We start from the raw sequence: 24668 nt of genomic DNA on the forward strand, positions 1-24668 counted from the left end.
TTTCCGTCGAGGTTTTACTTGATTACTCAGTTAAACGTTATATTATAACAAAATAATTTGCTATGTGATTTATCCCTCATTTTATGCTGTCAACGGAAGTGTGGGGAATACCAATGATGGCAATTGGTAAAATAATAAAAGTGAGAGAAGTATGGCTGAAGTTCGTGCCAGAGTTGATTTTAAAGTTGGCTCTAAAAGTGATATTGATGCAGAATTATTGTCCTTCCACGGTCTTAAAACAGATAAAGAACACGTCGCAATCATCTTTCAAGCGGCTGATAAATCTGAGCAAGCCCCATTAGTTCGTATGCATTCTGAATGCTTAACGGGTGACGTTTTCCATTCATCACGTTGTGATTGTGGCGAACAACTGGATGAGACCATTGTAAAAATGGGTTTACATGGCGGTATATTGTTGTATTTGCGCCAAGAAGGGCGTGGTATTGGCTTGTATAACAAAATTGATGCCTATCGCTTGCAAAGTGAAGGGATGAATACCTATGAAGCGAATAATCACCTTGGATTTGGTGATGATTTACGTGATTTTTCCGAAGCCGCTGAAATGTTGAAGGCCTTAGGGATTGAGAAAATCAAATTGATCACCAATAACCCAAAGAAAATGAAAGAATTACAAGAGTTTGGAATTGAACTAGAAGAAGTTATTCCTACCCATGTTCATATGAAACATGGCAATGAAAGTTATTTGAAAGCAAAAGCTTCCCATGGCAAACATCGACTGAAATTCGAAAAGTAAAACCAAAGGCCTCTCAGAGGCCTTTTTTATGTCTGTGTATATACCTACCGCTTATTCTTCCATCAATATTGAGTTACTTGCCAATAATCATAGATGTTACAGTTGTAAATTTTCTGTAAGTAAGTATGATTTCGAAACTCATATCTTAATGATAACTATTTTTACTATCATCTGTATTTATTCAGGGAAGAACTATGTTTAAACTCAACTCATCTCATATTATTGCTTCAGCTTTACTGCTTGGCAGTCATTCTGCATTTGCCGCTGTAGAACAAAAAGATGTCGTTAAAAACTACGCAGACCTTGCTTATGCTGTTTTTGATGATGCCTCTATCACGGCGAAACAACTACAGACATCTGTAGATGCATTGATTAAATCGCCATCACAACAAACCCTTGAACAAGCACGTAAAGCTTGGTTAGCATCTCGAGTACCTTATCAACAATCTGAAACCTTCCGTTTTGGTAATGCCATCGTGGATGATTGGGAAGGGCAGCTTAATGCGTGGCCTTTAGATGAAGGGCTTATCGATTATGTTGCTAAAGGCTATCACTTTGAGCTTGGTAATGAAGGTGCACAAGCTAACATTATTGCGAATAAATCGATCCAAGTTGGTACTGACAAGATTGATGCATCTAAAATCACACCAGAGCTTTTGGCTAATTTGAATGAATTAGCAGGATCGGAAGCCAACGTGGCAACTGGTTATCATGCCATTGAGTTCTTATTGTGGGGTCAAGATCTACAGGGTACACAAGCGGGTGCTGGTGACCGTCCATACACTGACTATGTAGTAGGTAAAGACTGTACGAATGGTAATTGTGACCGTCGTGCTCAATACCTTGAAGCGGCAACTCAGTTGCTTGTACAAGATTTAGAGTGGATGAAAGCGCAATGGGCTGCGGAAGGTAAAGACAATTATCGCAGTGAACTATTAAGCCAGCCGGCAGAAGATGGTATTCGCAAGATGATGTTCGGTATGGGCTCACTTTCATTAGGCGAACTGGCTGGTGAGCGTATGAAAGTGGCATTGGAAGCAAACTCGACAGAAGACGAGCATGACTGTTTCTCTGATAATACTCACAACTCACATTTTTATAATGAACAAGGTATCTACAACGTATTTAACGGCAGTTATACTCGCGTAGATGGCTCGGTAGTAAAAGGCGCAAGCATTAAAGATCTTGTTGCAGAAAAAGATGCGGCAGCGGCAAAACAAATTGCAGAACAATTTGATGCCACCCGCAATCAAGTTCATACATTGGTTGATTCTGCTGAAAAAGACAACCAACACTTTGATCAACTTATTGCTTCAAATAACAAAGTGGGTAATGAACTGGTGAATGCGTCAATCAATGCGTTAGTTAAACAAACTGAAGCGATTGAAAAAGCAGCGGCTTTAATTGGGATCACAAGCCTAAGCCCAGATAACGCTGATCATGAATTTTAATCTTTAGAAAATGGAAAAGGGCTCTGTAATATGAGCCCTTACAGGATGTACCATGAAACTTTCTTTTTTAACAACCCTCTTATGTTTCACTCTTCCTACAACTGCATTCGCTTATGGTGTTAAATCTGGTGGCGATACCAGCACGAATAAACAAGGCAGTAATGCGTTTTCCATGCCTTCTAATAATTTACCTATCTCTAAACGATTAGACTTTAGTGTGGGTAATAGTTTTTTTCGTAATCCATGGGTTCAAGCACCGGCAACGACTGATGCAAGAGATGGCTTAGGTCCATTATTCAATACCAATGGTTGCCAAAATTGCCACATAAAAGATGGTCGTGGTCACCCTCCTGAAGAAGGAGAAGATCAAGCGGTATCCATGTTAGTGAGAATGAGTATTCCCGCATTAACGGATGCGCAAAAACAACAGTTAATTCAATCTGGTGTGATCCCCGAACCCACTTATGGCGACCAGCTTGAAGATTTTGCGATTCCAAACGCTAAACCTGAAGGTAAAATTAAAATTGAATATGAAAAATTTAATGTGACTTTCAGCGATGGTGAGAAAATTGAATTAAGAAAACCTAAGTTAATTTTGCACGACTTAAATTACGGTGAGTTGCACCCTGATACTATGCTGTCAGCACGTGTTGCCCCGCCTATGATTGGTTTAGGTTTACTTGAATCAATATCGGTAGAAACCTTACAGCAACTTGCGGAGCTGCAGGCCAAAGAAGGCAAAGGGATCTCCGGTAAGTTAAATCAAGTATGGGACGCTCAAACTCAATCGACCGCTGTCGGCCGATTTGGTTGGAAAGCAGGGCAACCTACGCTTATTCAACAAGATGCAGCAGCCTTTAATGGTGACTTAGGGTTAACCAGCACCTTATTCCCCACTGAAAATTGTTCACCCAAGCAAACCATTTGTGCTGAGTTACCTAATGGTAATAGCCCTGATGATGAAAACGTTGAAGTGAGCAATAAGATAATGAATTTTGTGGAATTTTATTCACAACATTTAGCTGTGCCGATCCGCCGTAGCACCACTGACTCTTCAGTGCTGCGTGGTCAGGAACTATTTGAAGATGTTGGCTGCGCCTCTTGTCATACACCGGAAATAAAAACCGCTAAACGTGAAGAATTACCTTCATTGTCTGAACAAACGATTCACCCATACACTGACATGCTACTGCACGATATGGGAGAAGGTTTAGCTGATCATCGTCCTGAGTTTCTAGCAACAGGAACGGAATGGAGAACTCCACCGTTGTGGGGGCTTGGTTATACAGAAGAAGTGAATGGTCACACCTATTTCTTACATGATGGACGCGCCAGAAATGCCATGGAAGCGGTGTTATGGCATGGTGGTGAAGCACAAGCTGCAAAAAATAAAGTGTTGAATTTAAGTAAGGCAGATCGCACCGCGTTGATCGCTTTTTTGAATTCGCTATAAATTAAACCGTTTTGATGGAGTCATTATGTTCAAAACACTAGCCGTTGTCGTTTCAGTGAGCCTATTAAGTGGTGTGATTTATTACACCACATCTTCATATTCTACTGCTGAAAATTTGTCTGAGCCTTCAAATAGTCAGCAACAAGTTCATCAAATTGAAGAACATTTTGCACAGCAATTTTCCTCGACAGTCAGCAACCTACAAACGTCGGTTTCCCAATACTGTTCGCCGGAAGCAAACATGACACTGAGTGATGTTCAAGCTAAGTGGTTAGATTCAATGCATGCTTGGATGTCATTACAAGGACAAGCAAAAGGGCCACAAGAAGCGGTTTCGTTGGGTTGGAATATTCAATTTTGGCCGGATAAGAAAAATATTACTGGTCGTAAGATGGAGCAACTTTTACAAGATAATACCTTGTGGAATGCAAGCTCTATTGCCGAGCAAAGCGTTACTGTGCAAGGCTTAAGTGGCTTAGAGTGGTTACTTTTTGACACTAATTCTGAATTTTCTAAAGGCAATAAATCGGCTTGTACATTGGTTAACGCAGTCAGTGATAACCTAAAAAATAATGCTGAAACGATTGAACAACAATGGAAAGTGAACCCTTGGGCTTCGTATGATCAGGATCAATGGCAAGCGGAATACCTTGGTTTATTAATGAATCAATTGGATTTTGTTTTGCAAAAAATGAGCCGTCCGTTAGCAAAAATTGGGCATCCACGCCCTTATTTCTCAGAAGCTTGGCGTTCAAAGCAATCTCTTGCGTTGATTAAGTCTAATGTAGCAGCACTTCGTGAACTTTACCTTGCAAATGGGAAGGGGTTAGATGCGCTATTAAGGCTTAAAGGAAATGTTGATTTGGCTGATCGTTTAGCCGCGCAATTTGATCAGACGTTAAGCACTTGGCCAAAAGAAAGCAGCTTGTTTGATATGCTGCAAACCAAAGATGGCTATCGAGAAGCGCTTGCGCAATACAACAAACTCGAGCGGATTAAATACTTATTGCATGATGAAGCGGCCGTTGAACTAGGTGTTGTGGTTGGGTTTAACTCCACCGATGGAGACTAAGTCGGTGGATAAGACGTTAAGTAAAGACCACTCCGTTGATGCAAAAAGAAGAAAGTTATTGATGCTTGCCGCTCTAGGTGGCGGTGCAACGGCATTAGGTGGGCTAAGTTGGCTCTATCAAAAAAACAATCAACCGCAAGCAGCATTAATTGGCAATTCAGTCGGCTTTAATCAGCAGTTTCACAGTGTGGTTGCAGATTGGCAAGGCAATCCTATTTTTCAAATACCGCTGCCAGAAAGAGCGCATGGGGTGGCGATTAGTCAGATGAGTACCATGGGCTTTACCGATGCGGTTGCCTTTGCTCGTCGACCAGGCAGTTACTTTCAAGTGTTTGATTATAACACTGGTGAGAAAAAGCAGCTTATTCAAGCAGAAGGCAATCGGCATTTTTATGGTCATGGCGTTTTCAGCCTCGATGGACAGTATTTATTGGCAACACAAGGCATTCAAGAAACAAGCCAAGGCTTGATTGGTGTTTATGATGTCAACAACGGTTATAAAAAAGTGGACGAATGGCATGGCATTGGGATCGGCCCGCATGAAATTATTCGTTTGAATAATGGGAGCTATGCCGTTGGTGTGGGTGGTGTGCATACATATGGTCGTGAACCATTGAATCTTGATACCATGCAGCCGACATTAACTCGTCTAGATAGCCAAGGAAATATTACCTGCCAAGTTGGGCTGGCAGATAAGAAATTAAGCATAAGACATCTTGGCTATGATCAGCATGACTTAATCTTATGTGGGCAACAATATCGTGGCGAACCGGATGATTACCCTTCTTTAATTGCGATGCAAAAAGGAGATGGTGAGTTAACGCTATTAAATGCAGAACCTGAAGAATGGGCTATGTTTAATCATTATATTGCCAGTATTGCGGTGGTTGATGATTACGTACTTGCGACATCACCACCGGGTAATTGCTATGGTATTTGGTCAATATCACAAAATAAACTCCTAGAACTAAACCCGTTACCAGATGCTTCAGGCGTGGTGGCTCACCAAGGGCGTTTCTATGTAAGTTCAGGCTCTGGTGAGGTTGTCACTAGAAAACCCATCAACGAAATTCAGCATCATAATTCCAAGGTTCGCTGGGATAACCATTGGAATGCTATCCCCAGTTGATAAGAGGCTTATCGAATCCCTCTGACTTGTTAATTGATGGCTGAACTGGCATAGTTTCGATCATAAAGTGTCGAACAAAATGTTTCGAGCATGAGTTGCCATTAATTTCCGATGAGATAGTCCATTATGAGCCTTCAATACCAATCTGTTCCCGTGACACCTTTCCAACAAAATTGCTCTATTGTTTGGTGCGATCAAACCATGAAGGGGGTCATTGTTGATCCCGGTGGTGAAGTGGAGCACTTAATCACCATCATCAATACACTTGGTGTGACGCTTGAAAAAATCGTATTGACCCACGGACATCTTGATCATGTTGGAGGCACGCCAGAGCTTAAATCAGCAATGAATGTTCCTGTTATAGGGCCGCATATTGATGATGCATTCTGGCTACAAGGCTTAATGAATCAAAGTCAGATGTTTGGCTTTCCACCAATAGACCCATTTGAGCCAACACAATGGCTGCAAGAGGGGGATACCATCGAATTTGGTGAGGAAGTTCTGCAAGTTATTCATACGCCCGGGCATACACCTGGTCATGTCGTGCTATACAGTCAATCCGCCAATATTGCCTTTGTAGGGGATGTACTTTTTAATGGCGCAATTGGCCGTACCGATTTCCCTAAAGGTGATTATCAAACCTTGATTAACAGCATTAAAAACAAATTATGGCCGTTAGGAAATGAAGTCCGATTTATTCCCGGTCATGGGCCAGAATCAACATTTGGACAGGAACGTAAAACGAATCCATTTGTTGCCGATGAAATGCCACAATATTAATCCTGTTCTTGATGGTTATGGCTGGCAGCTAGATAGCGGCGAGCCATTCCAATGAACACTTCTTTCGATTTAATTAAATCACCTTCTGCGATAAACAAATCAAATCCCCATAATTCTTTTTGGATCGCCATTCTATTGGCTAGCATTGCTTGTAAACCTAATAAGCGACGTCCATTTGGGAGTGTATAGGGTGTATCATTCATAACAAAATCTTCAAACTCACCTTGTCTACCATGCTGCTTTAGCCCGACCATTAATAAACTGCGTTGATGGAGAAGAATTTGAGTAATGATTTTAGGGCTCATACGTTCAATACAACTTTGATATTCTTTTATCTCAATACCGATCCATGGAATAGGGGTACACCAACCTTGAAAATCATACGAACACTCACCAATGCGTTGGATATTGGTCCAATTTAAGACCCAACCACCTTTAAATAAATGTTGTTGGAAATGTGTTTCAGTAAAGGTAAAGCCTAAATTTTGTCCGTACACATATTGCTTGAGGGCAAATAATAGAATTAATGCAGTAGCAAAAAATAAAGAGGCCACTTTCAGGTTCAACCAACTTTCAATGATAAAACTCATCATTACTATCGCGGCCCATAAGGCGTATTTTACCCATAAGGGGATGTTTGGTTGAGGTTGGAAAAGTTGAGTTGTAGGCATTTTTCCCCTAATAACGAAGTCTGTTAAGCAAAATATATACCCAAGTAATTTGAGTATGACGGTAAAAGTGATGTGGGGAAAGAATCAAGTTAGATTTAAAAACTGACGTTTACCTTCCTTAAGTGAAGGTGCAACTTTTCTGGCAGCATTCACTTACCTTAACTGTGTAGGAAACTAGGCTCATGGGACTTTGGGTGCTTCTAACCCTGCTATGACTTCAACTATTTTTGCTATATCACATTATGAATAAAATTGCAGACAATCGATGATTTTCAGCTCATTTCAATAAAATAATAGTAATTTAGCTCAATTTTTAACCGATAGCTGTAATTTTGATTTGGTTTTTGTTATAACTCCGTTCAACTTTTTTTTACCACACTAAATTTAGTGACTTGTGGAGAACTTCAATGAGACTTGCACATAAGCGCAATGTACAACTTAAACTTAAAAAAACAATTAAAGCAACCAAAGTAACGGCTGAAAAAACCGTAAAAAAGGTTAAGCCTAAAGCAGAAAAAGCGGCAGTAAAAGTAAAAACTGTTGCGGCTAAAGTTGATAAAGTTGCCAGTGCTGCTGTTGAAGCTGCCGTAGAAGCATCTCAAGATGTAAAACTAACACCAAAACAACAACAAGTATTAGATATCGTTGCTGCCAACTCTGACGGTATTAGCCCTAAAAACATTGGTCTTGAAGCAGGCCAAGAAGATGCAAAAGCCGCAGCTTGGGCAACCGGTGGCTTGAAAAAGTTAGTTGAAGAAAATCTTGTAATTAAAGAAGCAGTGGGCAACAAAGTAACTTATAAATTGGCTTAATTACGAGTAGATTGAAGCTTTAATCAATCAATATTCGATAAAACCCTCACTTTCTATTAAGTGGGGGTTTTGTTTTATTAGAGTATTAATAGACCAATATCTCAATTTGTTAAATTGATAAGTAGAAAAAACAAGAAATAATACCTACCTAAAAGTACGTAGTAAGTTTTAATCTTTAAATATTAAAGCATTGATATAAATCATTTTTAATATTTTATGTAAGTATATATACGTAATACTTTAGTTTGAGGTGGCTTATGGGTTCTTTTGCCTGAATCATTTCTTTTGCGTAATTATCCTGATTTGAAATTATTAAAATACTTCTAGTCTTTGAATGCATTTTTATAATAACAAGGGACGCCGAGAATGAATGTAATGAAAAGGATCGCGCAAAGCGCCTTAAAAAAGACGCTTATTGTTGCAATGGCAACGGGAGCCATGTTTTCGACTCAAGCATTTGCTGCCGAAAAAGTTTACCGCTTAAAACTGGCTGAAACATGGGGAGCAAACTTCCCAATATTTGGCGATGCGACCAAGAACATGGCAAAAATGGCCAATGAAATGTCGAATGGTCGTTTAGAAATCCGTATCGATTCCGCTAACAAGCATAAAGCGCCACTCGGTGTGTTCGATATGGTGAAATCTGGCCAATATGATATGGGACATTCAGGTTCTTATTATTGGAAAGGCAAGGTACCTAACACTTTATATTTCACTTCTATGCCTTTTGGCATGCTACCTGCTGAACAATATGCTTGGTTCTATTATGGCGGTGGTATGGACTTGATGAACCAAGTTTATAGCCCTCATAACCTTTTATCTTTCCCTGGTGGCAACACTGAGTTTCAAATGGGTGGCTGGTTTCAAAAAGAGATCAATTCAGTCGATGACCTTAAAGGGTTGAAAATGCGTATCCCAGGCTTTGCCGGAGAAATCATGGCAGAGCTAGGTGCAAAACCAACTAATATAGCCCCGGGTGAGCTTTATACAGCACTTGAACGCCGCACGATTGATGCATTGGAGTGGGTTGGTCCATCACTGGATTTGCGTATGGGATTCCACAAAATTGCACCGTATTACTACACAGGTTGGCATGAGCCAGGATCAGAGCTTCAATTCCTTGTGAACAAGCAAGTGTGGGAAAAATTGCCTGCGGATCTACAAGAAATCTTACGTATTTCAATGAAGACAGCAGCCTACGATATGTACATTCAAGCGGTACACGAAAGTGGCAAAAACTGGGCATCCATTAAAACCGAATACCCGAACGTAAAAGTGAAAGACTTCCCGCCAGAAGTTATGGACGCGTTACGTGCTGCTAATGATAAATTGTTGAAAGAGCATGCATCTCAAGATCCATTAGCGAAAGAAATTCAAGCTTCGCAAGCGGCATACTTAAAAGAGGTGCGCGCGTGGACGGATATTTCAACCAAAGCTTACTTGGATAACGAAGCTAAATAGCCGTTAAACAATGTAGAACGGTAATGATGAGAAACCGCAAAGCCTTTTATCCGTAAGATAACAATGTGGCTTTGCGGTTTTGATTATTTACGTCATTTGAATACCTACCTTATTGGAAGGTATAGGAAGGATTCATTCTCAAGGAGTAGTGAGAAATGAGCTTATTGCTAAAGCTAGAGAGAGGGTTTAACCGGTTTGGTGACTTGCTCGGCTGGGTAGCCAGTGTGCTATTTATTTTACTAATGTTGAATGTCGTTTATGACGTCGTGATGCGTTATGCCTTTAATGATGTGTCGATTGGCATGCAAGAAATGGAATGGCATTTATTTTCAGTGGTGTTCTTATTAGGCGTACCTTACGCCATTCGCACTAGTGGTCACGTTCGTGTCGATGTGCTTTATGAAAACCTTTCCGTTCGTACTCGCGCGATCATTAATATATTCGGAGTATTGGTCTTTTTGATGCCATTTTGCTTATTAGTCGCTTGGTATGGCGTTAACTTTGCTCAAGAGTCTTATGATCTTGGTGAAACCTCAGGTGATCCGGGCGGTTTACCTTATCGTTGGATTATTAAATCGACGATTTCTCTTTCTTTTTTCTGTATGGCGATCAGTGGTATCGGCATGCTACTTAATTCTATTAATCGTTTGATCAATCCAATGCACCCAGAACTTGGCCAAGAAGATAAAGCAGCCAATGCACAAGGAGGTTTATCATGATCGGTATTGTCATGTTCATCGTCGCTTTGTTTGCGCTCCTTATTGGTTTTCCAGTTGCCTTTACCTTTGGTGGTATTGCACTGATATTTGGAATTTGGGCGGAAGGGCCAGAAATGTTTGCCTTCATGCCGTATCGAATTCAATCCATCATGCAAAATACGGTATTGATGGCAGTACCTTTATTTGTATTCATGGGACTTGTTTTACAAAAAACCAAATTGGCAGAGCAGTTGTTAGAATCGATGGCTCGCTTGTTTGGTGGCATTCGTGGCGGTATCGCCATTTCAACGGTATTAGTTGGTGTGCTACTTGCCGCTTCTACTGGGGTAGTTGGTGCATCGGTTGTGGCAATGGGATTGATCTCCTTGCCAGTAATGATGAAGTACAACTACAACAAGGGACTTGCCTGCGGAACGATATGCGCATCGGGCACCCTAGGGCAAATCATTCCACCTTCTATTGTGCTGATTTTACTAGGCGATGTATTAGGTGTTCCTGTTGGTGATTTATTCCATGCCGCGATTTGGCCGGGCTTAGTTTTAGTGGTGGCTTATGTTATTTATATTTTAATTTATGCGAAGTTAAACCCTGAAGAAGCGCAATGCATGACGCGTGAAGATAATGTTTCGCGCAAGGAAGAAGTACGAAAGGCATTATTTGCGGTCATTCCACCTTTGCTTCTGATTGTGGTGGTTTTAGGTTCAATTTTTGCAGGCATTGCAACACCAACAGAATCGGCGGCATTAGGCGGGGCAGGTTCAATTGTTCTTGCGTTGTTATATCGTCAATTTAGTTGGAAGATGTTGTACGAAAGTGCGCAAGAAACGGTCAAAGTGACTGCGATGGTATTCGCGATTTTGCTTGGCGCAACCGCGTTTTCAATGGCGTTTGTTTACACCGGTGGTGATTACCTCGTCGAAGAGTGGATGACATCATTACCGGGCGACAAATGGGGCTTTTTGATTGTGACGATGTTGGTTATTTTGGTGTTGGGTTTCTTTATCGACTTTATTGAAATTTGTTTCATCATCGTGCCAATTTTAGTACCAGTTGCTGAGTTGATGGGCATTAACATGATGTGGTTTGGTATTTTGATTGCGATGAATCTACAAACCTCGTTCTTAACCCCACCATTTGGTTTTAGCCTTTTTTACTTAAAAGGGGTTGCACCCAATGGCATTACGACGCGAGATATTTATAAAGGTGTCATGCCCTTTATCTTGATTCAGATTGCGGTGTTAATTTCATTGTTAGTCGTACCTGAGTTCTACGGTATGTCTGCTTTTTAAAATATATCAAAATACTCAAACAGATTGAGTAGAAAACTCTTAACCCCGTGTATTGTTTTGTGAGCAATCGCGGGGTTTCTTTTTGTTTATTCTTGAATGAATTAGAAAATTGCTACTATCAATAAATGAATTGGATCAAACATTAGGCAAATGGAATGCCATTAAAAGTAAAATTATTTCTTCTCGCTTTAATTCCTTTACTGTGTGTCACTGCCAGTATTAGTTGGATCTTTGTGCACCAAACAAAATCATTAGGGCAAAAAGAGATTGAAACTTTCCGAGCCAAACTGCTTGAATCGCGAGAACATGCTCTGCAAGACAATCTTCAATTGGCGATGGCTGCGATTAATCATGTGTATGATAAAGCAGACGTAACGGATGATGCTGCTAAGCGCCAAGTGAAGACGATTTTAAATAATTTACGCTATGGGGAAGATGGCTACTTTTTTGTTTACGATAAAGATGGGGTTAATCTTGTTCACCCAACACAACCTGAGCTAATTGGAAAAAACCTCATCAACCTGCAAGACAATAATGGAAATTATTTAATCCAAGCATTGTTATTTGAAGCTCAAACAGGGGGCGGCTTTCACCAATACCTATGGCAACAGCCGAGCAGCGGTAAAATGGAAGAAAAACTGAGCTACGCGACTTGGCTCGGAAAGTGGGAATGGATGGTGGGAACGGGGTTATATATTGATGATATCGAAAGGGAAGTGGTCGAGTTAACTAAAAGCATCAATCAAAACATTGAAGCCACTTTTTTTTCGGTTGTTGCTTTATTAGCCGTAACGGTTGCAGTCATTATTGTCTTAACACTTGCCATTAATCTTCATGAGCATAAATTAGCGGATAAAAGCTTAAAAGAATTGGTGCACCGAACGGTTTTATTTCAAGAAGATGAGAAAAAGCATCTCGCCCGCGAATTGCATGATGGTATTAACCAACTGTTGGTTTCGAGTAAATGTCATTTGGATATACTGTCTCACAAAATGGGACAAAAGCCGGAGATGGATGGTGGGACCTTATCTCAAATCAATAAGGCTGAGCTTTCTCTGCAGACGGCAATATTAGAAGTAAGACGAATTTCTCATAATTTAAGACCCAGCGCACTCGATGATCTAGGTTTAGAAGCAGCATTAAATTCGTTATTGGATGACTTTTCTGAACACTCTCAGCTTCCTATTCATCGAGACATTCAATTAAGAACTGGCTCTATCGATAGTGAAATTAGCACGACATTGTATCGAGTGGTTCAAGAATCCCTGACCAATATTGAAAAGCATGCGTACGCTTCCAATGTTGATATCCGTTTACAAAGTTTAAAAAATACCATTCAACTGATTGTTCGCGATGACGGAGTGGGTTTTCAACTGAATGATATCGTCAAAAAGAAAGGAATAGGGCTACGGAATATGCGAGAGCGTGTTGAATTCATTGGAGGGGATTTTGATATAAACAGTGAACGCGGTGGCGGAACAGAAATAACGGTATTATTAGAAATGGACATGAAATCTGCAAAAATTCTCCATCATGGACAGATAAGTGTGAATGAAAAGGAGGTATGAGCATTATGAGTGAAGCAAAAATAAACATTGTCGTGGTTGATGATCACCAAGTTGTCTTGGATGGTTTTGTTGCGCGGTTAGAACTGGAACATGATATTGATGTTGTGGCGACGGCAAGTAATGGTATTGAAGCGGTAGAAGCGGTACGAGCCAGTAAGCCGGATGTAGTCTTAATGGATATCAGTATGCCTCATTGTACTGGATTGGAAGCGACAGCAGAGATCAAAGCACATTTTCCAGATGTGAAAGTACTGATCTTAACGATGCATGACAACCGTGAATACATCATGAAGGTGATGCAAGCGGGAGCAGTGGGCTATATGTTAAAAGACATTTCTTCAGATAAATTGATCCAAGCGATTAAAACCGTCTATCAAGGCTCAACGTATTTCTGCGAATCCGTCACTCAAACCTTGTTTACACAATCCATTCCGCCCATTCCACAAAAAATTAACCCATTAAGTCGTCGTGAAGATATGATTTTAAAAATGGTCGCGCAAGGTGAAAGTAGCAAGAAAATCGCTAAAGTATTGAATATTAGTTACCGAACGGTGGAAACACATAGACAAAACATCAAGCACAAACTAGATTTACACTCGACGGCTGAATTGACGAAATACGCGGTTGAAAAAGGCCTATTATCCGCTTAAAACAGACGATGTTTAGTGAGCGAAATATAATTCAATTGTCATTTGAATATTAAAATAGTGGGAATAATTGTCATAACTTAACAATAATCGTTTATTTTTTAAACGAATAAACCTTGTTTTCATGGGTTTTAGTGGATTTTTCTGACACGATCGTTAGGATTTAGCCGTCAATATTATGTGTGTTTAGTCTTTTTTGTTTAGTGGGCGAAATATTTCCCTGCTAGCATAAACACATTTTGTGTCACAAATGAACGAGGTTGTATGACAAAAGGTATAGATAAATACAGTATAGACAGCACTGACTATACAGTTGGGCAAGATAATGTCCAAAAATGGGGGTTTGATGTGCATAACTCCGTTTTCACCATTAGTGCCGGTTTGATTCTTCTTTTCTTAATTGGTGTGCTTGTCGCCGATCCATTAACCGCAAAAACAGCGTTAGATGGCATAAAAAATTCAATTATTAACACTTTTGACTCGCTATTTATTATTGCGGGTAACATTTTTGTCGTTTTTTGTTTGTTATTAATCGTTTCTCCATTCGGGAAAATCCGCTTAGGTGGCGATACGGCGACAGCAGAACATTCTTATCTATCATGGCTTGCGATGCTTTTTGCGGCTGGTATGGGGATTGGGTTAATGTTTTGGAGTGTGGCTGAACCGGCTGCTTATTATACCGATTGGTTTGGTACTCCACTGAATGTTGCTGCAAATACTCCAGAAGCGGCACGTATGGCTCTTGGCGCGACAATGTATCACTGGGGTTTACATCCTTGGGCGATTTACGCGGTTGTGGCTTTGTCTTTAGCCTTCTTTACTTATAACAAAGGCTTACCACTTTCTGTTCGTTCGATCTTTTACCCTATTTTAGGGGATCGCACTTGGGGTTGGCCTGGGCATATCATTGATATTCTTGCAGTATTAGCGACTTTATTTGGTTTATCCACCTCACTTGGTTTTGGTGCACAACAAGCGGCAAGCGGTATAGGCCATGTATTTGGCATTGAGTCGGGGGTTGGATTGCAAATTATTGTGATTATCGGTGTGACTATTTTGACGACCATTTCCGTTGTCCGCGGCATTGATGGTGGCGTGAAACTGATTAGTAATATCAATATGATCGTTGCATTAATCTTATTAGTATTTGTTGCAGCTGTAAGTTTCGCAGTGGTTTCACGTACTGTGCCAGAGACTATTATCAGTTATGTAGAAAACATCATTCCACTGTCGAACCCGTTTAACCGCGCAGATGAAGGTTGGATGCATGGTTGGACCGTTTTCTACTGGGCTTGGTGGATGTCTTGGTCACCATTTGTGGGTATGTTTATTGCTCGTGTATCACGTGGCCGTACGGTTCGTGAATTCGTGACTGCAGTATTGTTAATCCCAACCATCATTACTTCTGTATGGATGGGAACATTTGGCGGAGTCGGTATTGATCAACTCGTGAACAAAATTGGCATGTTAGGTCAAAATGGTTTCAATGATGCGACGATGGCCATGTTCCAAATGTTTGATGCATTACCAATGAGCCAAGTAATTTCATGTGTCGCTATTTTACTTATCTTGGTGTTCTTTGTGAGTTCATCAGATTCAGGTTCGTTGGTTATCGATAGTATCACTGCTGGTGGTAAAATCGATTCACCTGTTCCTCAGCGCATTTTTTGGGCTGTGATCCAAGGTGCGGTAGCAATTGCATTGCTTTGGGTTGGTGGCAGCAACGCGATTGCCGCACTTCAAGCTGCAGCCATTTCAACAGCATTACCCTTTGTGTTTGTACTGTTGATTATGTGTGTGAGTTTGGTACTTGGTTTAAGAACAGAACCTCGTTCCTCGAAATAATGGTATATATTTAAAAAAACAAAAGGTTGGCATCACGCCAACCTTTTTTATTTGAGTTTTAAACTAGGATACAAATAAGATTAAAAACCTAACTTAACACCAAATATCTTTAATTGGTGTGTCTGGGCTGTAATGATGCAGAATTTGAGCTTGCAGTAATTCTGCGGTAGCAATGGCGTCAACCAAAGCATGATGAGGTTGATAAGCAGGGAGGTGATAACGACTTCTACTTGTACCTAATCGCACCGATTCCGGCTTTTTACCACGTAACTTATCCCACCAGCCACTAACGGCTTTCGCTTGGATTGCTGACTCAATGGCAAGTGTGTCGACCATGGGAAAAAGAATGCCTTCACCTATTCGTTCTTTTAACGCGCGATCGAAAAATTGACGTTCAATATATTGGTAATGTACAACGACAATTTTACCGGTTAATGAATCTAATACTTCTTCTAGAATTCGACGTAAATCTGGTGCATCGGATAAGTCATTGTGGGTAATGCCATGGATCACAACAGAATCTTCATTAAGTGGTTTTCTAGGCTTCACTAACCAGTGTTTACTGTGTTTGCAGTAAATACGATTGAGTGTAAAAGGGATCAGTCCAATGCTGATGATGCCATCTTTTTCAACATCCAACCCGGTTGTTTCAAAATCTAAAGCGACAAATTCAACTTCAGATAGCAAAGTATTCGGATCGATAACACCTGCTTGATAGAACTGCTTTAATAACCCATTACTGGCCGATTCTTGCTGCTGTACAAAGTATTGCTGCCAAGTGAGCTTAGGATCAAGCTGAACTAAGGGGTGCTTATTTTTCATGATCACTTCCTAGTTAACGCTTGCGACGTATCGGCGCAGTTTTAGTCGCTGGAGGTGGGGAATTCTTAAATGAATTACCATGATATCGGTACTTAATGAAATTCTGTGCATTACTGAGGATCTGGAATGCATCTTTTAAATTACGACGTTCAAAATCGGACATGTTTTCAGGTTCGATGTTGTTATCGGGTTCGACCTCGTTTTCAACATCTAATGCTTGATGTCGAATGCGCACCATTGAAATGTATTCCATGGCATCTTGTAAGTCTTCCGCACGACCTTTAGGTAAGATGCCGGCTTCAATGATGTCATCTAAGCGCTCAAATGAGTTCTGTGAGCGTGATCCTACGGCTAATGCATGCACTCGTATCAGATCCGCTAATGGAGCAGTACCACGACGCTTAAGGTTGATTGAATTATTATGACGACCATCTTTTTCCATGACGAATTCTTTAAAGAAACCGAGTGGAGGAGTTCGGCTTATGGCATTTCTCGCAAGGCACGCTAAAAACTTATTATTCTTACTTGCTCTTCGAACGATAAAACCATTGAGATGTTCAGCCCATTTTACGCGCCCGTAGACACCATCAAGATCAAAAAAGATTGAGCTGTTAAGTAATGCTTTCGGGTTTGGATTATCAATCCAATCGGCAAAGCATTCTTCCCATTCAGTACGAGTCATACGCCACATAGGGTTGGTTGCCATGATGTCACCAGTACACAACAGGTAGCCGCAACGTGATAGCCCTTGGCACACAAATTCTGATAGCTTTGCAAAATATTCATTGTGTAAGTTTGCATCGTAGCTATTGTCTAAAATGATCGCGTTATCTTGATCCGTTACAATTAATTGTTCATCACGAGCCATTGAACCTAAGGCTAGAAAGCAATATGGAATAGGGGGTTCGCCTAATTGTTCCTCTGCAAGTTCAATAATACGCTGCTTAAAACTGCGACCGATTACGGCCATCGCACTGCCTACCATATGCGAATTGGCATCTTCATGTACCAAACGCACAAAGCAGTCTTTGACTTGCTCGGAAATGGTAACTAAGTCATCAATAGACTGCTGATGGAAGATTTGATTCACTAGCAATAAGCTGTTTTGTGACTCGTAACGGATAATATCGGAGACTTCAATAATCCCGATGGGTTGTTTATTTTTGAGAATAGGTAAGTGGTGAACGTTACATCGTAACATTGCCAACATGGCTTCATACACATACGCATTGTGATCCAATGATATTAACTCGTGTGACATCACTTCACTGACTTGAGCATTAGGATCTAACCCTTCAGCAAGAACGCGTGTGCATAAGTCCCGATCGGTAATAATCCCGATGACTTGGCTGTCATTGTCTTCATTAATTTGGATGGCTTCATCAACGATTAATAGTGCAGAAATGTTTTCGTCTGCCATCAGCTTGGCGGCATTTTGAATCGTTTGGGTTTTGTTTAATGTAAAGGCTTCTCGGGTAATGAGTGTTTTTACTTTTGATGTCGTTAAATCATTGGCGTTTTTATTGTCTGAGATGGCTTGGCGCAAGCGAGCGTTATTTTCAACTTCAACAAAATCAGCAAAGGTATCTTCATTTTCATACAGGTCGTTAAAGACCTCTTCCGGTATGCAGTAGATTAATGAATCCATAATTGCGGTCGCAGGTAGGCGAACTTTACCGTTCATCAATAATCCCATCTGACCGAAAATATCGCCTTCATCTAATCGGTTATATAGCTCACCTTTACGACGGTATATTTCGACGACACCAGAACGCACCATGTATAAATCTTTGATATGATCGCCGAATTTGATGATGGGGGTATTTTCACGGTAATAAGCAATTTCCGTATTGTTGGCAACATAGGCTAACTTATCTTCTGGCAATGCATCAAAAGGTGGATATTGGGCGAGAAAATTTTGGATTTCTTGTAATTCAGCTTCCATTAGGGTCACGACTGCATTTTTGAATTTGTGTAACTATAGGCAATCGAGAAAAGGAACTAAAGCATTAATCTTAAAAGCGTTCTAAATGAACGAGGTCAGTAATGAAAACAGCACAGAAAAAGAACACAGAAAAAGAAAAAACGATGGAAGCGATCATTAAAGAAAGCTCACATCGTTTTATATTGGTTAGCTAGAGCTTCAAGACTCTAACGATTAATCGACTAACACGGTTTGAATATCGATTTCATTATGTAGGCTACGGTGAACAGGGCAGCGATCGGCAATTTGTAGCATGCGTTGGCGTTGTTCTTCAGTAATATCACCTTCAATGATCAATTCACGATAAATGACATCTTGAACGAATTTTCCATCAAGGCAGGCTTGGCAGTCTTCGTTATGAACACGGTCATGGCGCAGTTTGACTTCAATCTTAGTGATATTGAATTTCTTTTGGTTAGCGTACATGCGTAATGTCATTGAGGTACACGATCCCAACGAGGCTAATAGTAAATCATAAGGGGTCGGCCCTAAGTTACTGCCACCAACTCGTATAGGTTCATCGGATGGGAATTCATGTGAGTCGGTAATGATGTTACGTAAGAATGCATGGTTTTTTTCTGTTACCACAACGTGACCACTTTCAACTTGTGTGGTTGGCGCTTCGATCTTACTTGAAATGGTAAGGTAGCGTTGTACCCAAGCTTGAATCGTTGTTGCAACGTATTCTGCATCTTGCTTGTTCATTAACAAGTGATCCGCTTTATCTAAACTAACAAAACTTTTCGGATGTTTCGCTGCGGTGTAGATTTTCTTGGCTTGTTCAATTGAAACGGTTTTATCGATAGGAGAATGGAAAACCAATAATGGTTTATGCAAATTCGCGATACGATCGATTAAAGTATATTCTTGCAAATCATCAATGAATTGCTTTTTGATAGAAAACGGACGACCAGCTAAATCGACTTGTTTACATCCTTGTTCGACGATTTCATCAATATCATTCGCAAATTGCTTGAGTACATGACTTGGTTCTGCAGGGGAACCAATGGTGATGATACCTTTAATCTCAGGGATTTTATCGGCAACGGCAAGCACAGCAGTTCCACCTAAACTGTGACCAATTAAAAAGTCAGGAGCTTGGTAGTTTTGACGCAAGTAACTTGCTGCTGATTCAAGATCTTCAACATTGGCAGAAAAGTTAGTATTGGCAAAATCACCATCACTGCTGCCAAGCCCTGTGAAGTCGAATCGAAAAACAGCAATGCCTTGGCTTGCGAGTGTTCTAGCAATACGAGAGGCAGATGACACATCTTTTCCGCAGGTAAAGCAATGGGCAAACAATGCGAAGGCGGTAGGCTGCTCTGGCAATTCGAGAAGCCCAGCTAACTCAATGCCTTGAGAATTAGTAAAGGTAAGTTTTTTCTTTTGTACTGGCATAACAATTCCTGATTTTATCGAATAAGGTAAGAGACATTATTAATAAATAAGGGGAAAGATAATCTCTCCCCAAATATTGGCGTGGCTTAACCACGACGCCAAGTATGATATTTCTCTAACCAATTTAAGATGGTTTGTGGTGCATGGTTTCGCTTCCATTCACCAGCGGCATATTTATTTCCTTCCGCCCAAGTAGGGTAAGCGTGAATTGTGCCTAAGATTTTGTTTAAGCCTAAGCCATGCTTCATTGCAAGAACGAATTCCGCAATCAAATCACCGGCTTGTTGGCCAACAATCGTCACACCTAAAATCGTGTCTTTACCTTTCGGTGTGATCACTTTGATGAAACCTTTGGTGCTGCTTTCAGCAATAGCGCGATCTAACTCTTCAAATTCAAAGCGCGTGACTTCGTAGTCAATACCTTGTTGCTTTGCTTCTGTCTCATTTAAGCCTACGCGCGCTACTTCTGGGTCGATGAAGGTTGTCCAAGGGATCACTCGGTAATCCACTTTAAACTTCTTAAAGGTACCAAATAGAGCATTCACAGCAGCAAACCAAGCTTGGTGCGCGGCAACGTGGGTAAACTGGTAAGGACCGACAATATCGCCCGCGGCAAAAATGTTCGGGTATAAGGTTTCAAGGTAATCGTTAGTTTGGACAGTACGGTTGGTTTCAATACCTAATTCTTCAAGCCCATAGCCTTCAAGGCGAGCAGAGCGACCCACAGCGCAAAGGAGTTGGTCGAATTCAATTTCAATTTCTTGACCTTCATGCTCTACAACAATGATTTTTTTATCACCTTGCAGTTCACAGCGAAGTGCTTTGTGACCAGTTAGGATCTCAACACCGCTTTCTGTTAATTCTTTATGTGCAAGCTCAGATACTTCTAAATCTTCGCGTAGCATAATGCGATCAGCCATTTCAACTTGAATCACTTTTGAACCAAGACGAGCAAAGCTTTGGGATAGTTCACAACCGATTGGTCCACCGCCTAATACAACAAGGCGTTTTGGTGGGGTATCGAGTTCGGCAAAGGTTTCCCATAACGTATCACTGGTGACATAACCCACATCATTTAAACCAGGCAGTGGCGGAACAAATGGACGCGCACCGGTTGCAATAACAATACTGCGAGTGGTTAAGCGTTCTGTGCTGCCATCTTGAGCTTTGATCTCAACTGTCCAAGGGTCAATGATGGTGGCATATCCAGTTTTGACTTCTACGCCTAAACCTGTGTAGCGTTCAATGCTGTCATGCGGTTCTACTTGAGCCACAACATCGTGCACACGCTGCATGACCTTTTTAACTGAGAAAGTAGGGTTGTGGTTATCCAGACCGTAATTTTCAGCATGGCGGAACTGCTCTGCCACTTTGGCGCTTTTGATGATCGCTTTACTTGGAACACACCCATAGTTTAAGCAGTCTCCACCCATTTTATGAGTTTCAACTAACGTGACTTTTGCACGAACGGTAGCGGCAATATAGCTGCTCACTAAACCTGCTGCACCACCGCCAATGACTACCATATTGCGGTCGAATTTTTTAGGTTTTGTCCATTTTGCATAGACGCGACGTTTGTTGATTGATGAGATGATCGATTTCGCTACCAAAGGGAAGACTCCTAGTAATGCAAAAGAGAATAGTAAGTTGAAAGATAAAATGCCTTGTAAACTATCCAGTTGAGCCAGTTGAGTACCGGCATTTACAAACACAACCGTACCAGCAAGCATCCCAATTTGGCTTACAAGGTAGAAGGTAATGGTTTTGATCTTAGTTAAACCCATTAATAGGTTAATTAAGAAAAATGGAAAGATAGGGACTAGGCGTAAAGTGAATAAGTAAAATGCGCCGTCTCTTTCTATACCTTCATTGATTGGTTTTAAACGTGCAGAGAATTTCTTTTCAATCGACTCTCTTAGCAAGTAACGCGATACTAAGAATGCGAGTGTTGCACCAATGGTTGATGCGAAAGAAACAATGATTAAACCAGTGGCTAAACCAAATAATCCACCAGCAGCCAGTGTGAGTATTGCTGCACCTGGTAATGAAAGTGCGGTTACTAATACATAAATTAGAAAAAAGCCCACTGCGACCAATACAGGGGAACGCTGTTGCCAGTTGCTAAAGTCATCCATGCGGGCCTTTAACCCATCTAAGGTTAAAACCTGGTGTAAATCAAAAGCGAAAAACAATCCTATAAGTAAGATTGCAGTAGCGAGTATTATCAATTTTTTAAGCATACATATTTCCAGTAAGTGATATTCCAATCAAAGCACAAATTAGATGGGCTAATTCAGTAGAAAGGCGTTCATAGGTAAAACTTTCACATTTATCAGGAATTTTTGCAGCTTTGTTTTGAGTTGGTTGGTTTTTTTCAGATGTTTCCTACGATACATTGAAGGTAAGGCTGCTATCGAATCCATAAAACATGTGCTGGATGAATGGATTGGACTGTAGGAATTAACGAAAGTAACGATGAATGTAAACAAATAAAAAAGACCAGCAGGTGCTGGTCTTTAGGGGCAATTTTATCTTGATACGATATACGTAAGGAAAAACGCTATAAAACGGCTGCGATACCTTTACAAAGTGGGCCCATGTTATTTTTGGTCATGCCAGCAACGCTGATACGACCAGAACCGACAATGTAGATAGCAAATTCATCTTTCAAACGAGCCACTTGATCTTTATTTAAACCAGAGAAAGAGAACATACCGTTTTGAGATTCAATGAAGCTGAAATCTTGAGTCACGCCTTCATCTTTTAACGTTTGAACGAATAGGGTACGCATCTCTTGAATACGGTCACGCATTTCAGCGACTTCTTGTTCCCATTCTACGCGAAGGGCTCCATCGTTCAAAATTTGTGTTACTACTGCTGCTCCGTGTGCCGGTGGGTTAGAGTAGATTGAACGAATGATTTTCTTCACTTGAGAAAATGCGGTGGTTGCCGTTTCTGATGTCGCTGCCACTAATGTGAAAGCACCAACACGTTCATTGTATAAACCGAAGTTTTTAGAGAACGAACTTGCCACTAAAATCTCATCACAATATTGTGCGAAAGTACGAAGACCAGAGGCATCTTCTTCAACACCTTTTGCAAAACCTTGGTAAGCAAAGTCAAACATAGGCAATAGATTTTTCTCTGCACACAGTTTAGCCAGTTGTTCCCATTCAGTAGCAGTTGGATCGATGCCTGTTGGGTTATGACAGCAACCGTGAAGAAGGATGACATCACCCGCTTGGGCTTCTTGAAGGCTTGCGAGCATGGCTTCAAAATCTTTATCGTGGGTTTCTGCGTTGTAGTAATTGTATTGCGCTGTTTCCAGACCCGCTGCTTCAAACACACTAAAATGGTTCGCCCACGTTGGGTTGCTGATCCAAATTTTAGAGGCGTCTAATTCACGCTTGATAAATTCACCCGCTACACGAAGCGCACCCGTACCGCCCGGTGCTTGGGCTGTTTTTGCGAGTTTCTCAGTAACAATCTTAGAATCAGCACCAAACAATAATTTTTGTACGGCTAGACCATATTCAGCTGTACCTTCAATTGTTAGGTAAGACTTGGTTTTTTCAGATTCTAATAAAGTAGCTTCTGCTTTTTTCACTGTCGCAAGAACCGGTGTTTGACCATCTTCGTTTTTGTAGATACCTACACCTAAGTTGATTTTAGTATCACGAGAATCATTCTTAAATTCTTCCGTTAAACCAAGAATCGGGTCAGCAGGTGCAGCAGGTACTTTTTCAAACATAATTCCATCCATGTAAATGAGTAAATAATTCGATTATTTATACCGCCATAAGCGCGCGGATACAACCGTAAATCGTTATAACAAAGGGCATTCAGTGTAATTAATTTACTTACAATGCGTATCTACTCTAGAAATTTAAAGTAAAGACGAGTTTTGAACAAAATAACCCGACATTTATGGTCATTGTTAACATTTTTAATCTTTAAAATTCATAACGTCATGACAGGATCACAAGTTGCGTTTACTCTTCATTATTCGAATGAATCCAAGGACTGGACTATGACACCTCAAACCAAATCATTTTTAAACCATTACCTCTTTGCTCTTAATGAAAATCTACGCCGTCGTTACACCTCATTTAGTGCTGATTATTTTTGTTCAACAGAGAAAGATGCAAATACTTGTGCAGATCTTGTGGTAAAAGGCGAAAAAACCGCAACCTGTAGTTTGAAATATTGGTATGACGTTGCCAATGAACCGGTACCCACGGTTGGTCACTTACAGGTAGTTCTTAACTGGCAAGGTGAACCTCAATGCATTATTGAAACAACAGAAGTATTTGAAATACCATTCAATGCTATGACTGAAGAATTCGCTTTCCAAGAAGGTGAAGGAGATAAAAGCTTGGATCACTGGAAAATGAGCCATCGAGATTTTTTCGAAAAAGAGTGCCAACAAGAAAATATCGAATTTGATGACACCATGATGTTAGTTTGTGAGCGTTTTAAAAAAGTCTACCCTTGAGTATTTATGTCAAATAAGGAATGAATATCCATGTCAAAAGTCACCTTAAAAGGGCACATAATAATACCGACAAAGGATTTGTCTGTTGTGTTAGCTGAGTTAGTGAATCATCAGCGTCTCACTTTAGAAGAGCCCGGGTGTTTAGTCTTTAATGTCACCCAATGCACATTGAATCCACAAAAATTTAATGTATATGAAGAGTTTATTGATACAGCTGCTTTTGAATTACACCAAAAGAGGGTGAAAGCTTCACATTGGGGAAAAGTGACCACCAATGTTAAACGGTATTACGAAATAACTCAGTAGAAGATTGAGCTT

General features: G+C 40.6%; 21 protein-coding genes. 15 read left to right on the plus strand and 6 right to left on the minus strand.

Annotated features, from left to right (window positions below):
* Window positions 1-151 precede the first annotated feature (151 nt).
* The 6 genes from A1QC_RS02040 to A1QC_RS02065 all read left to right on the plus strand — a co-directional run bounded on the left by A1QC_RS02040 (window position 152) and on the right by A1QC_RS02065 (window position 6639).
* Window positions 152-754, plus strand: a complete 603-nt coding sequence (locus A1QC_RS02040) for a GTP cyclohydrolase II (RefSeq protein ID WP_017024561.1) — start codon at window positions 152-154, stop codon at window positions 752-754.
* A 194-nt stretch (window positions 755-948) separates the two neighbouring features.
* The gene (locus A1QC_RS02045) at window positions 949-2205 is read left to right on the plus strand and encodes an imelysin family protein (RefSeq protein ID WP_017024562.1); all 1257 of its coding nucleotides are present in this window, start codon (window positions 949-951) and stop codon (window positions 2203-2205) included.
* A gap of 52 nt (window positions 2206-2257) precedes the next feature.
* The gene (locus tag A1QC_RS02050; protein ID WP_017024563.1) at window positions 2258-3658 is read left to right on the plus strand and encodes a di-heme oxidoredictase family protein; all 1401 of its coding nucleotides are present in this window, start codon (window positions 2258-2260) and stop codon (window positions 3656-3658) included.
* A 25-nt stretch (window positions 3659-3683) separates the two neighbouring features.
* Window positions 3684-4730, plus strand: coding sequence for an imelysin family protein (locus tag A1QC_RS02055; RefSeq protein WP_017024564.1), 1047 nt, complete (start codon window positions 3684-3686; stop codon window positions 4728-4730).
* Window positions 4720-5859: a DUF1513 domain-containing protein gene (locus A1QC_RS02060; protein WP_017024565.1), complete on the plus strand. Its 1140-nt coding sequence runs from the start codon at window positions 4720-4722 to the stop codon at window positions 5857-5859. The genes A1QC_RS02055 and A1QC_RS02060 overlap by 11 nt, the downstream gene beginning before the upstream one ends.
* A 126-nt stretch (window positions 5860-5985) precedes the next feature.
* On the plus strand, window positions 5986-6639 hold the full coding sequence (locus A1QC_RS02065) for an MBL fold metallo-hydrolase (protein WP_017024566.1): 654 nt from the start codon (window positions 5986-5988) through the stop codon (window positions 6637-6639).
* Here the strand turns inward: A1QC_RS02065 and A1QC_RS02070 are convergent.
* The gene (locus tag A1QC_RS02070; RefSeq protein ID WP_017024568.1) at window positions 6636-7310 is read right to left on the minus strand and encodes a DUF2982 domain-containing protein; all 675 of its coding nucleotides are present in this window, start codon (window positions 7308-7310) and stop codon (window positions 6636-6638) included. The genes A1QC_RS02065 and A1QC_RS02070 overlap by 4 nt on opposite strands.
* 407 nt (window positions 7311-7717) lie before the next feature.
* Here A1QC_RS02070 and A1QC_RS02075 point away from each other — a divergent pair, with 407 nt between their 5' ends.
* From A1QC_RS02075 to A1QC_RS02105, 7 genes are all read left to right on the plus strand, one after another.
* Window positions 7718-8122, plus strand: a complete 405-nt coding sequence (locus A1QC_RS02075) for a hypothetical protein (RefSeq protein ID WP_017024570.1) — start codon at window positions 7718-7720, stop codon at window positions 8120-8122.
* 423 nt (window positions 8123-8545) lie between these two features.
* Window positions 8546-9583 carry a TRAP transporter substrate-binding protein gene (locus A1QC_RS02080; RefSeq protein WP_431305830.1) on the plus strand — a complete coding sequence of 346 codons (1038 nt, stop codon included), beginning with the start codon at window positions 8546-8548 and terminating at the stop codon, window positions 9581-9583.
* A 155-nt stretch (window positions 9584-9738) separates the two neighbouring features.
* A complete protein-coding gene (locus tag A1QC_RS02085) occupies window positions 9739-10302 on the plus strand; it encodes a TRAP transporter small permease subunit (RefSeq protein ID WP_017024572.1) in 564 nt (187 codons plus the stop codon).
* Entirely contained in the window at window positions 10299-11591 is a 1293-nt protein-coding gene (locus A1QC_RS02090) for a TRAP transporter large permease (RefSeq protein ID WP_017024573.1), read from the plus strand. The genes A1QC_RS02085 and A1QC_RS02090 overlap by 4 nt, the downstream gene beginning before the upstream one ends.
* Before the next feature lie 155 nt (window positions 11592-11746).
* Entirely contained in the window at window positions 11747-13159 is a 1413-nt protein-coding gene (locus A1QC_RS02095) for a cache domain-containing protein (protein ID WP_017024574.1), read from the plus strand.
* Window positions 13156-13809: a response regulator transcription factor gene (locus A1QC_RS02100; RefSeq protein WP_017024575.1), complete on the plus strand. Its 654-nt coding sequence runs from the start codon at window positions 13156-13158 to the stop codon at window positions 13807-13809. Before A1QC_RS02095 ends, A1QC_RS02100 begins: the two co-directional genes overlap by 4 nt.
* A 261-nt stretch (window positions 13810-14070) precedes the next feature.
* Window positions 14071-15651 carry a BCCT family transporter gene (locus A1QC_RS02105; protein WP_017024576.1) on the plus strand — a complete coding sequence of 527 codons (1581 nt, stop codon included), beginning with the start codon at window positions 14071-14073 and terminating at the stop codon, window positions 15649-15651.
* A gap of 93 nt (window positions 15652-15744) precedes the next feature.
* On the opposite strand, the gene A1QC_RS02110 is transcribed toward A1QC_RS02105, so the two are convergent.
* The 5 genes from A1QC_RS02110 to A1QC_RS02130 all read right to left on the minus strand — a co-directional run bounded on the left by A1QC_RS02110 (window position 15745) and on the right by A1QC_RS02130 (window position 23606).
* Window positions 15745-16473: a 3'-5' exonuclease gene (locus tag A1QC_RS02110; RefSeq protein WP_017024577.1), complete on the minus strand. Its 729-nt coding sequence runs from the start codon at window positions 16471-16473 to the stop codon at window positions 15745-15747.
* Window positions 16474-16486: 13 nt separating this feature from the next.
* Window positions 16487-18418: a DUF294 nucleotidyltransferase-like domain-containing protein gene (locus tag A1QC_RS02115; protein ID WP_017024578.1), complete on the minus strand. Its 1932-nt coding sequence runs from the start codon at window positions 18416-18418 to the stop codon at window positions 16487-16489.
* 213 nt (window positions 18419-18631) lie between these two features.
* Entirely contained in the window at window positions 18632-19855 is a 1224-nt protein-coding gene (locus A1QC_RS02120) for a bifunctional alpha/beta hydrolase/OsmC family protein (RefSeq protein WP_017024580.1), read from the minus strand.
* Window positions 19856-19941: 86 nt separating this feature from the next.
* Window positions 19942-22095, minus strand: a complete 2154-nt coding sequence (locus A1QC_RS02125; RefSeq protein WP_017024581.1) for an FAD-dependent oxidoreductase — start codon at window positions 22093-22095, stop codon at window positions 19942-19944.
* 320 nt (window positions 22096-22415) lie between these two features.
* A complete protein-coding gene (locus A1QC_RS02130; protein ID WP_017024582.1) occupies window positions 22416-23606 on the minus strand; it encodes an amino acid aminotransferase in 1191 nt (396 codons plus the stop codon).
* Window positions 23607-23885: 279 nt separating this feature from the next.
* Here A1QC_RS02130 and A1QC_RS02135 point away from each other — a divergent pair, with 279 nt between their 5' ends.
* Window positions 23886-24350 carry an ASCH domain-containing protein gene (locus A1QC_RS02135; protein WP_017024583.1) on the plus strand — a complete coding sequence of 155 codons (465 nt, stop codon included), beginning with the start codon at window positions 23886-23888 and terminating at the stop codon, window positions 24348-24350.
* A 30-nt stretch (window positions 24351-24380) separates the two neighbouring features.
* Window positions 24381-24656, plus strand: a complete 276-nt coding sequence (locus A1QC_RS02140) for a putative quinol monooxygenase (RefSeq protein ID WP_017024584.1) — start codon at window positions 24381-24383, stop codon at window positions 24654-24656.
* Window positions 24657-24668 lie beyond the last annotated feature (12 nt).

This window comes from Vibrio rumoiensis 1S-45 (assembly GCF_000286955.2).
Classification (GTDB): Bacteria; Pseudomonadota; Gammaproteobacteria; order Enterobacterales; family Vibrionaceae; genus Vibrio; species Vibrio rumoiensis_A.

Bases quoted from the DNA above. Each gene is read 5' to 3' on its own strand.
- A1QC_RS02115 (WP_017024578.1), bottom strand. From the start codon at position 18,418: ATGGAAGCTGAATTACAAGAAATCCAAAATTTTCTCGCCCAATATCCA.
- A1QC_RS02090 (WP_017024573.1), top strand. From the start codon at position 10,299: ATGATCGGTATTGTCATGTTCATCGTCGCTTTGTTTGCGCTCCTTATT.
- A1QC_RS02100 (WP_017024575.1), top strand. From the start codon at position 13,156: ATGAGCATTATGAGTGAAGCAAAAATAAACATTGTCGTGGTTGATGAT.
- A1QC_RS02105 (WP_017024576.1), top strand. From the start codon at position 14,071: ATGACAAAAGGTATAGATAAATACAGTATAGACAGCACTGACTATACA.
- A1QC_RS02065 (WP_017024566.1), top strand. From the start codon at position 5,986: ATGAGCCTTCAATACCAATCTGTTCCCGTGACACCTTTCCAACAAAAT.
- A1QC_RS02135 (WP_017024583.1), top strand. From the start codon at position 23,886: ATGACACCTCAAACCAAATCATTTTTAAACCATTACCTCTTTGCTCTT.
- A1QC_RS02070 (WP_017024568.1), bottom strand. From the start codon at position 7,310: ATGCCTACAACTCAACTTTTCCAACCTCAACCAAACATCCCCTTATGG.
- A1QC_RS02080 (WP_431305830.1), top strand. From the start codon at position 8,546: ATGGCAACGGGAGCCATGTTTTCGACTCAAGCATTTGCTGCCGAAAAA.
- A1QC_RS02075 (WP_017024570.1), top strand. From the start codon at position 7,718: ATGAGACTTGCACATAAGCGCAATGTACAACTTAAACTTAAAAAAACA.
- A1QC_RS02045 (WP_017024562.1), top strand. From the start codon at position 949: ATGTTTAAACTCAACTCATCTCATATTATTGCTTCAGCTTTACTGCTT.
- A1QC_RS02125 (WP_017024581.1), bottom strand. From the start codon at position 22,095: ATGCTTAAAAAATTGATAATACTCGCTACTGCAATCTTACTTATAGGA.
- A1QC_RS02130 (WP_017024582.1), bottom strand. From the start codon at position 23,606: ATGTTTGAAAAAGTACCTGCTGCACCTGCTGACCCGATTCTTGGTTTA.
- A1QC_RS02140 (WP_017024584.1), top strand. From the start codon at position 24,381: ATGTCAAAAGTCACCTTAAAAGGGCACATAATAATACCGACAAAGGAT.
- A1QC_RS02095 (WP_017024574.1), top strand. From the start codon at position 11,747: ATGCCATTAAAAGTAAAATTATTTCTTCTCGCTTTAATTCCTTTACTG.
- A1QC_RS02055 (WP_017024564.1), top strand. From the start codon at position 3,684: ATGTTCAAAACACTAGCCGTTGTCGTTTCAGTGAGCCTATTAAGTGGT.
- A1QC_RS02040 (WP_017024561.1), top strand. From the start codon at position 152: ATGGCTGAAGTTCGTGCCAGAGTTGATTTTAAAGTTGGCTCTAAAAGT.
- A1QC_RS02120 (WP_017024580.1), bottom strand. From the start codon at position 19,855: ATGCCAGTACAAAAGAAAAAACTTACCTTTACTAATTCTCAAGGCATT.
- A1QC_RS02110 (WP_017024577.1), bottom strand. From the start codon at position 16,473: ATGAAAAATAAGCACCCCTTAGTTCAGCTTGATCCTAAGCTCACTTGG.
- A1QC_RS02060 (WP_017024565.1), top strand. From the start codon at position 4,720: ATGGAGACTAAGTCGGTGGATAAGACGTTAAGTAAAGACCACTCCGTT.
- A1QC_RS02085 (WP_017024572.1), top strand. From the start codon at position 9,739: ATGAGCTTATTGCTAAAGCTAGAGAGAGGGTTTAACCGGTTTGGTGAC.
- A1QC_RS02050 (WP_017024563.1), top strand. From the start codon at position 2,258: ATGAAACTTTCTTTTTTAACAACCCTCTTATGTTTCACTCTTCCTACA.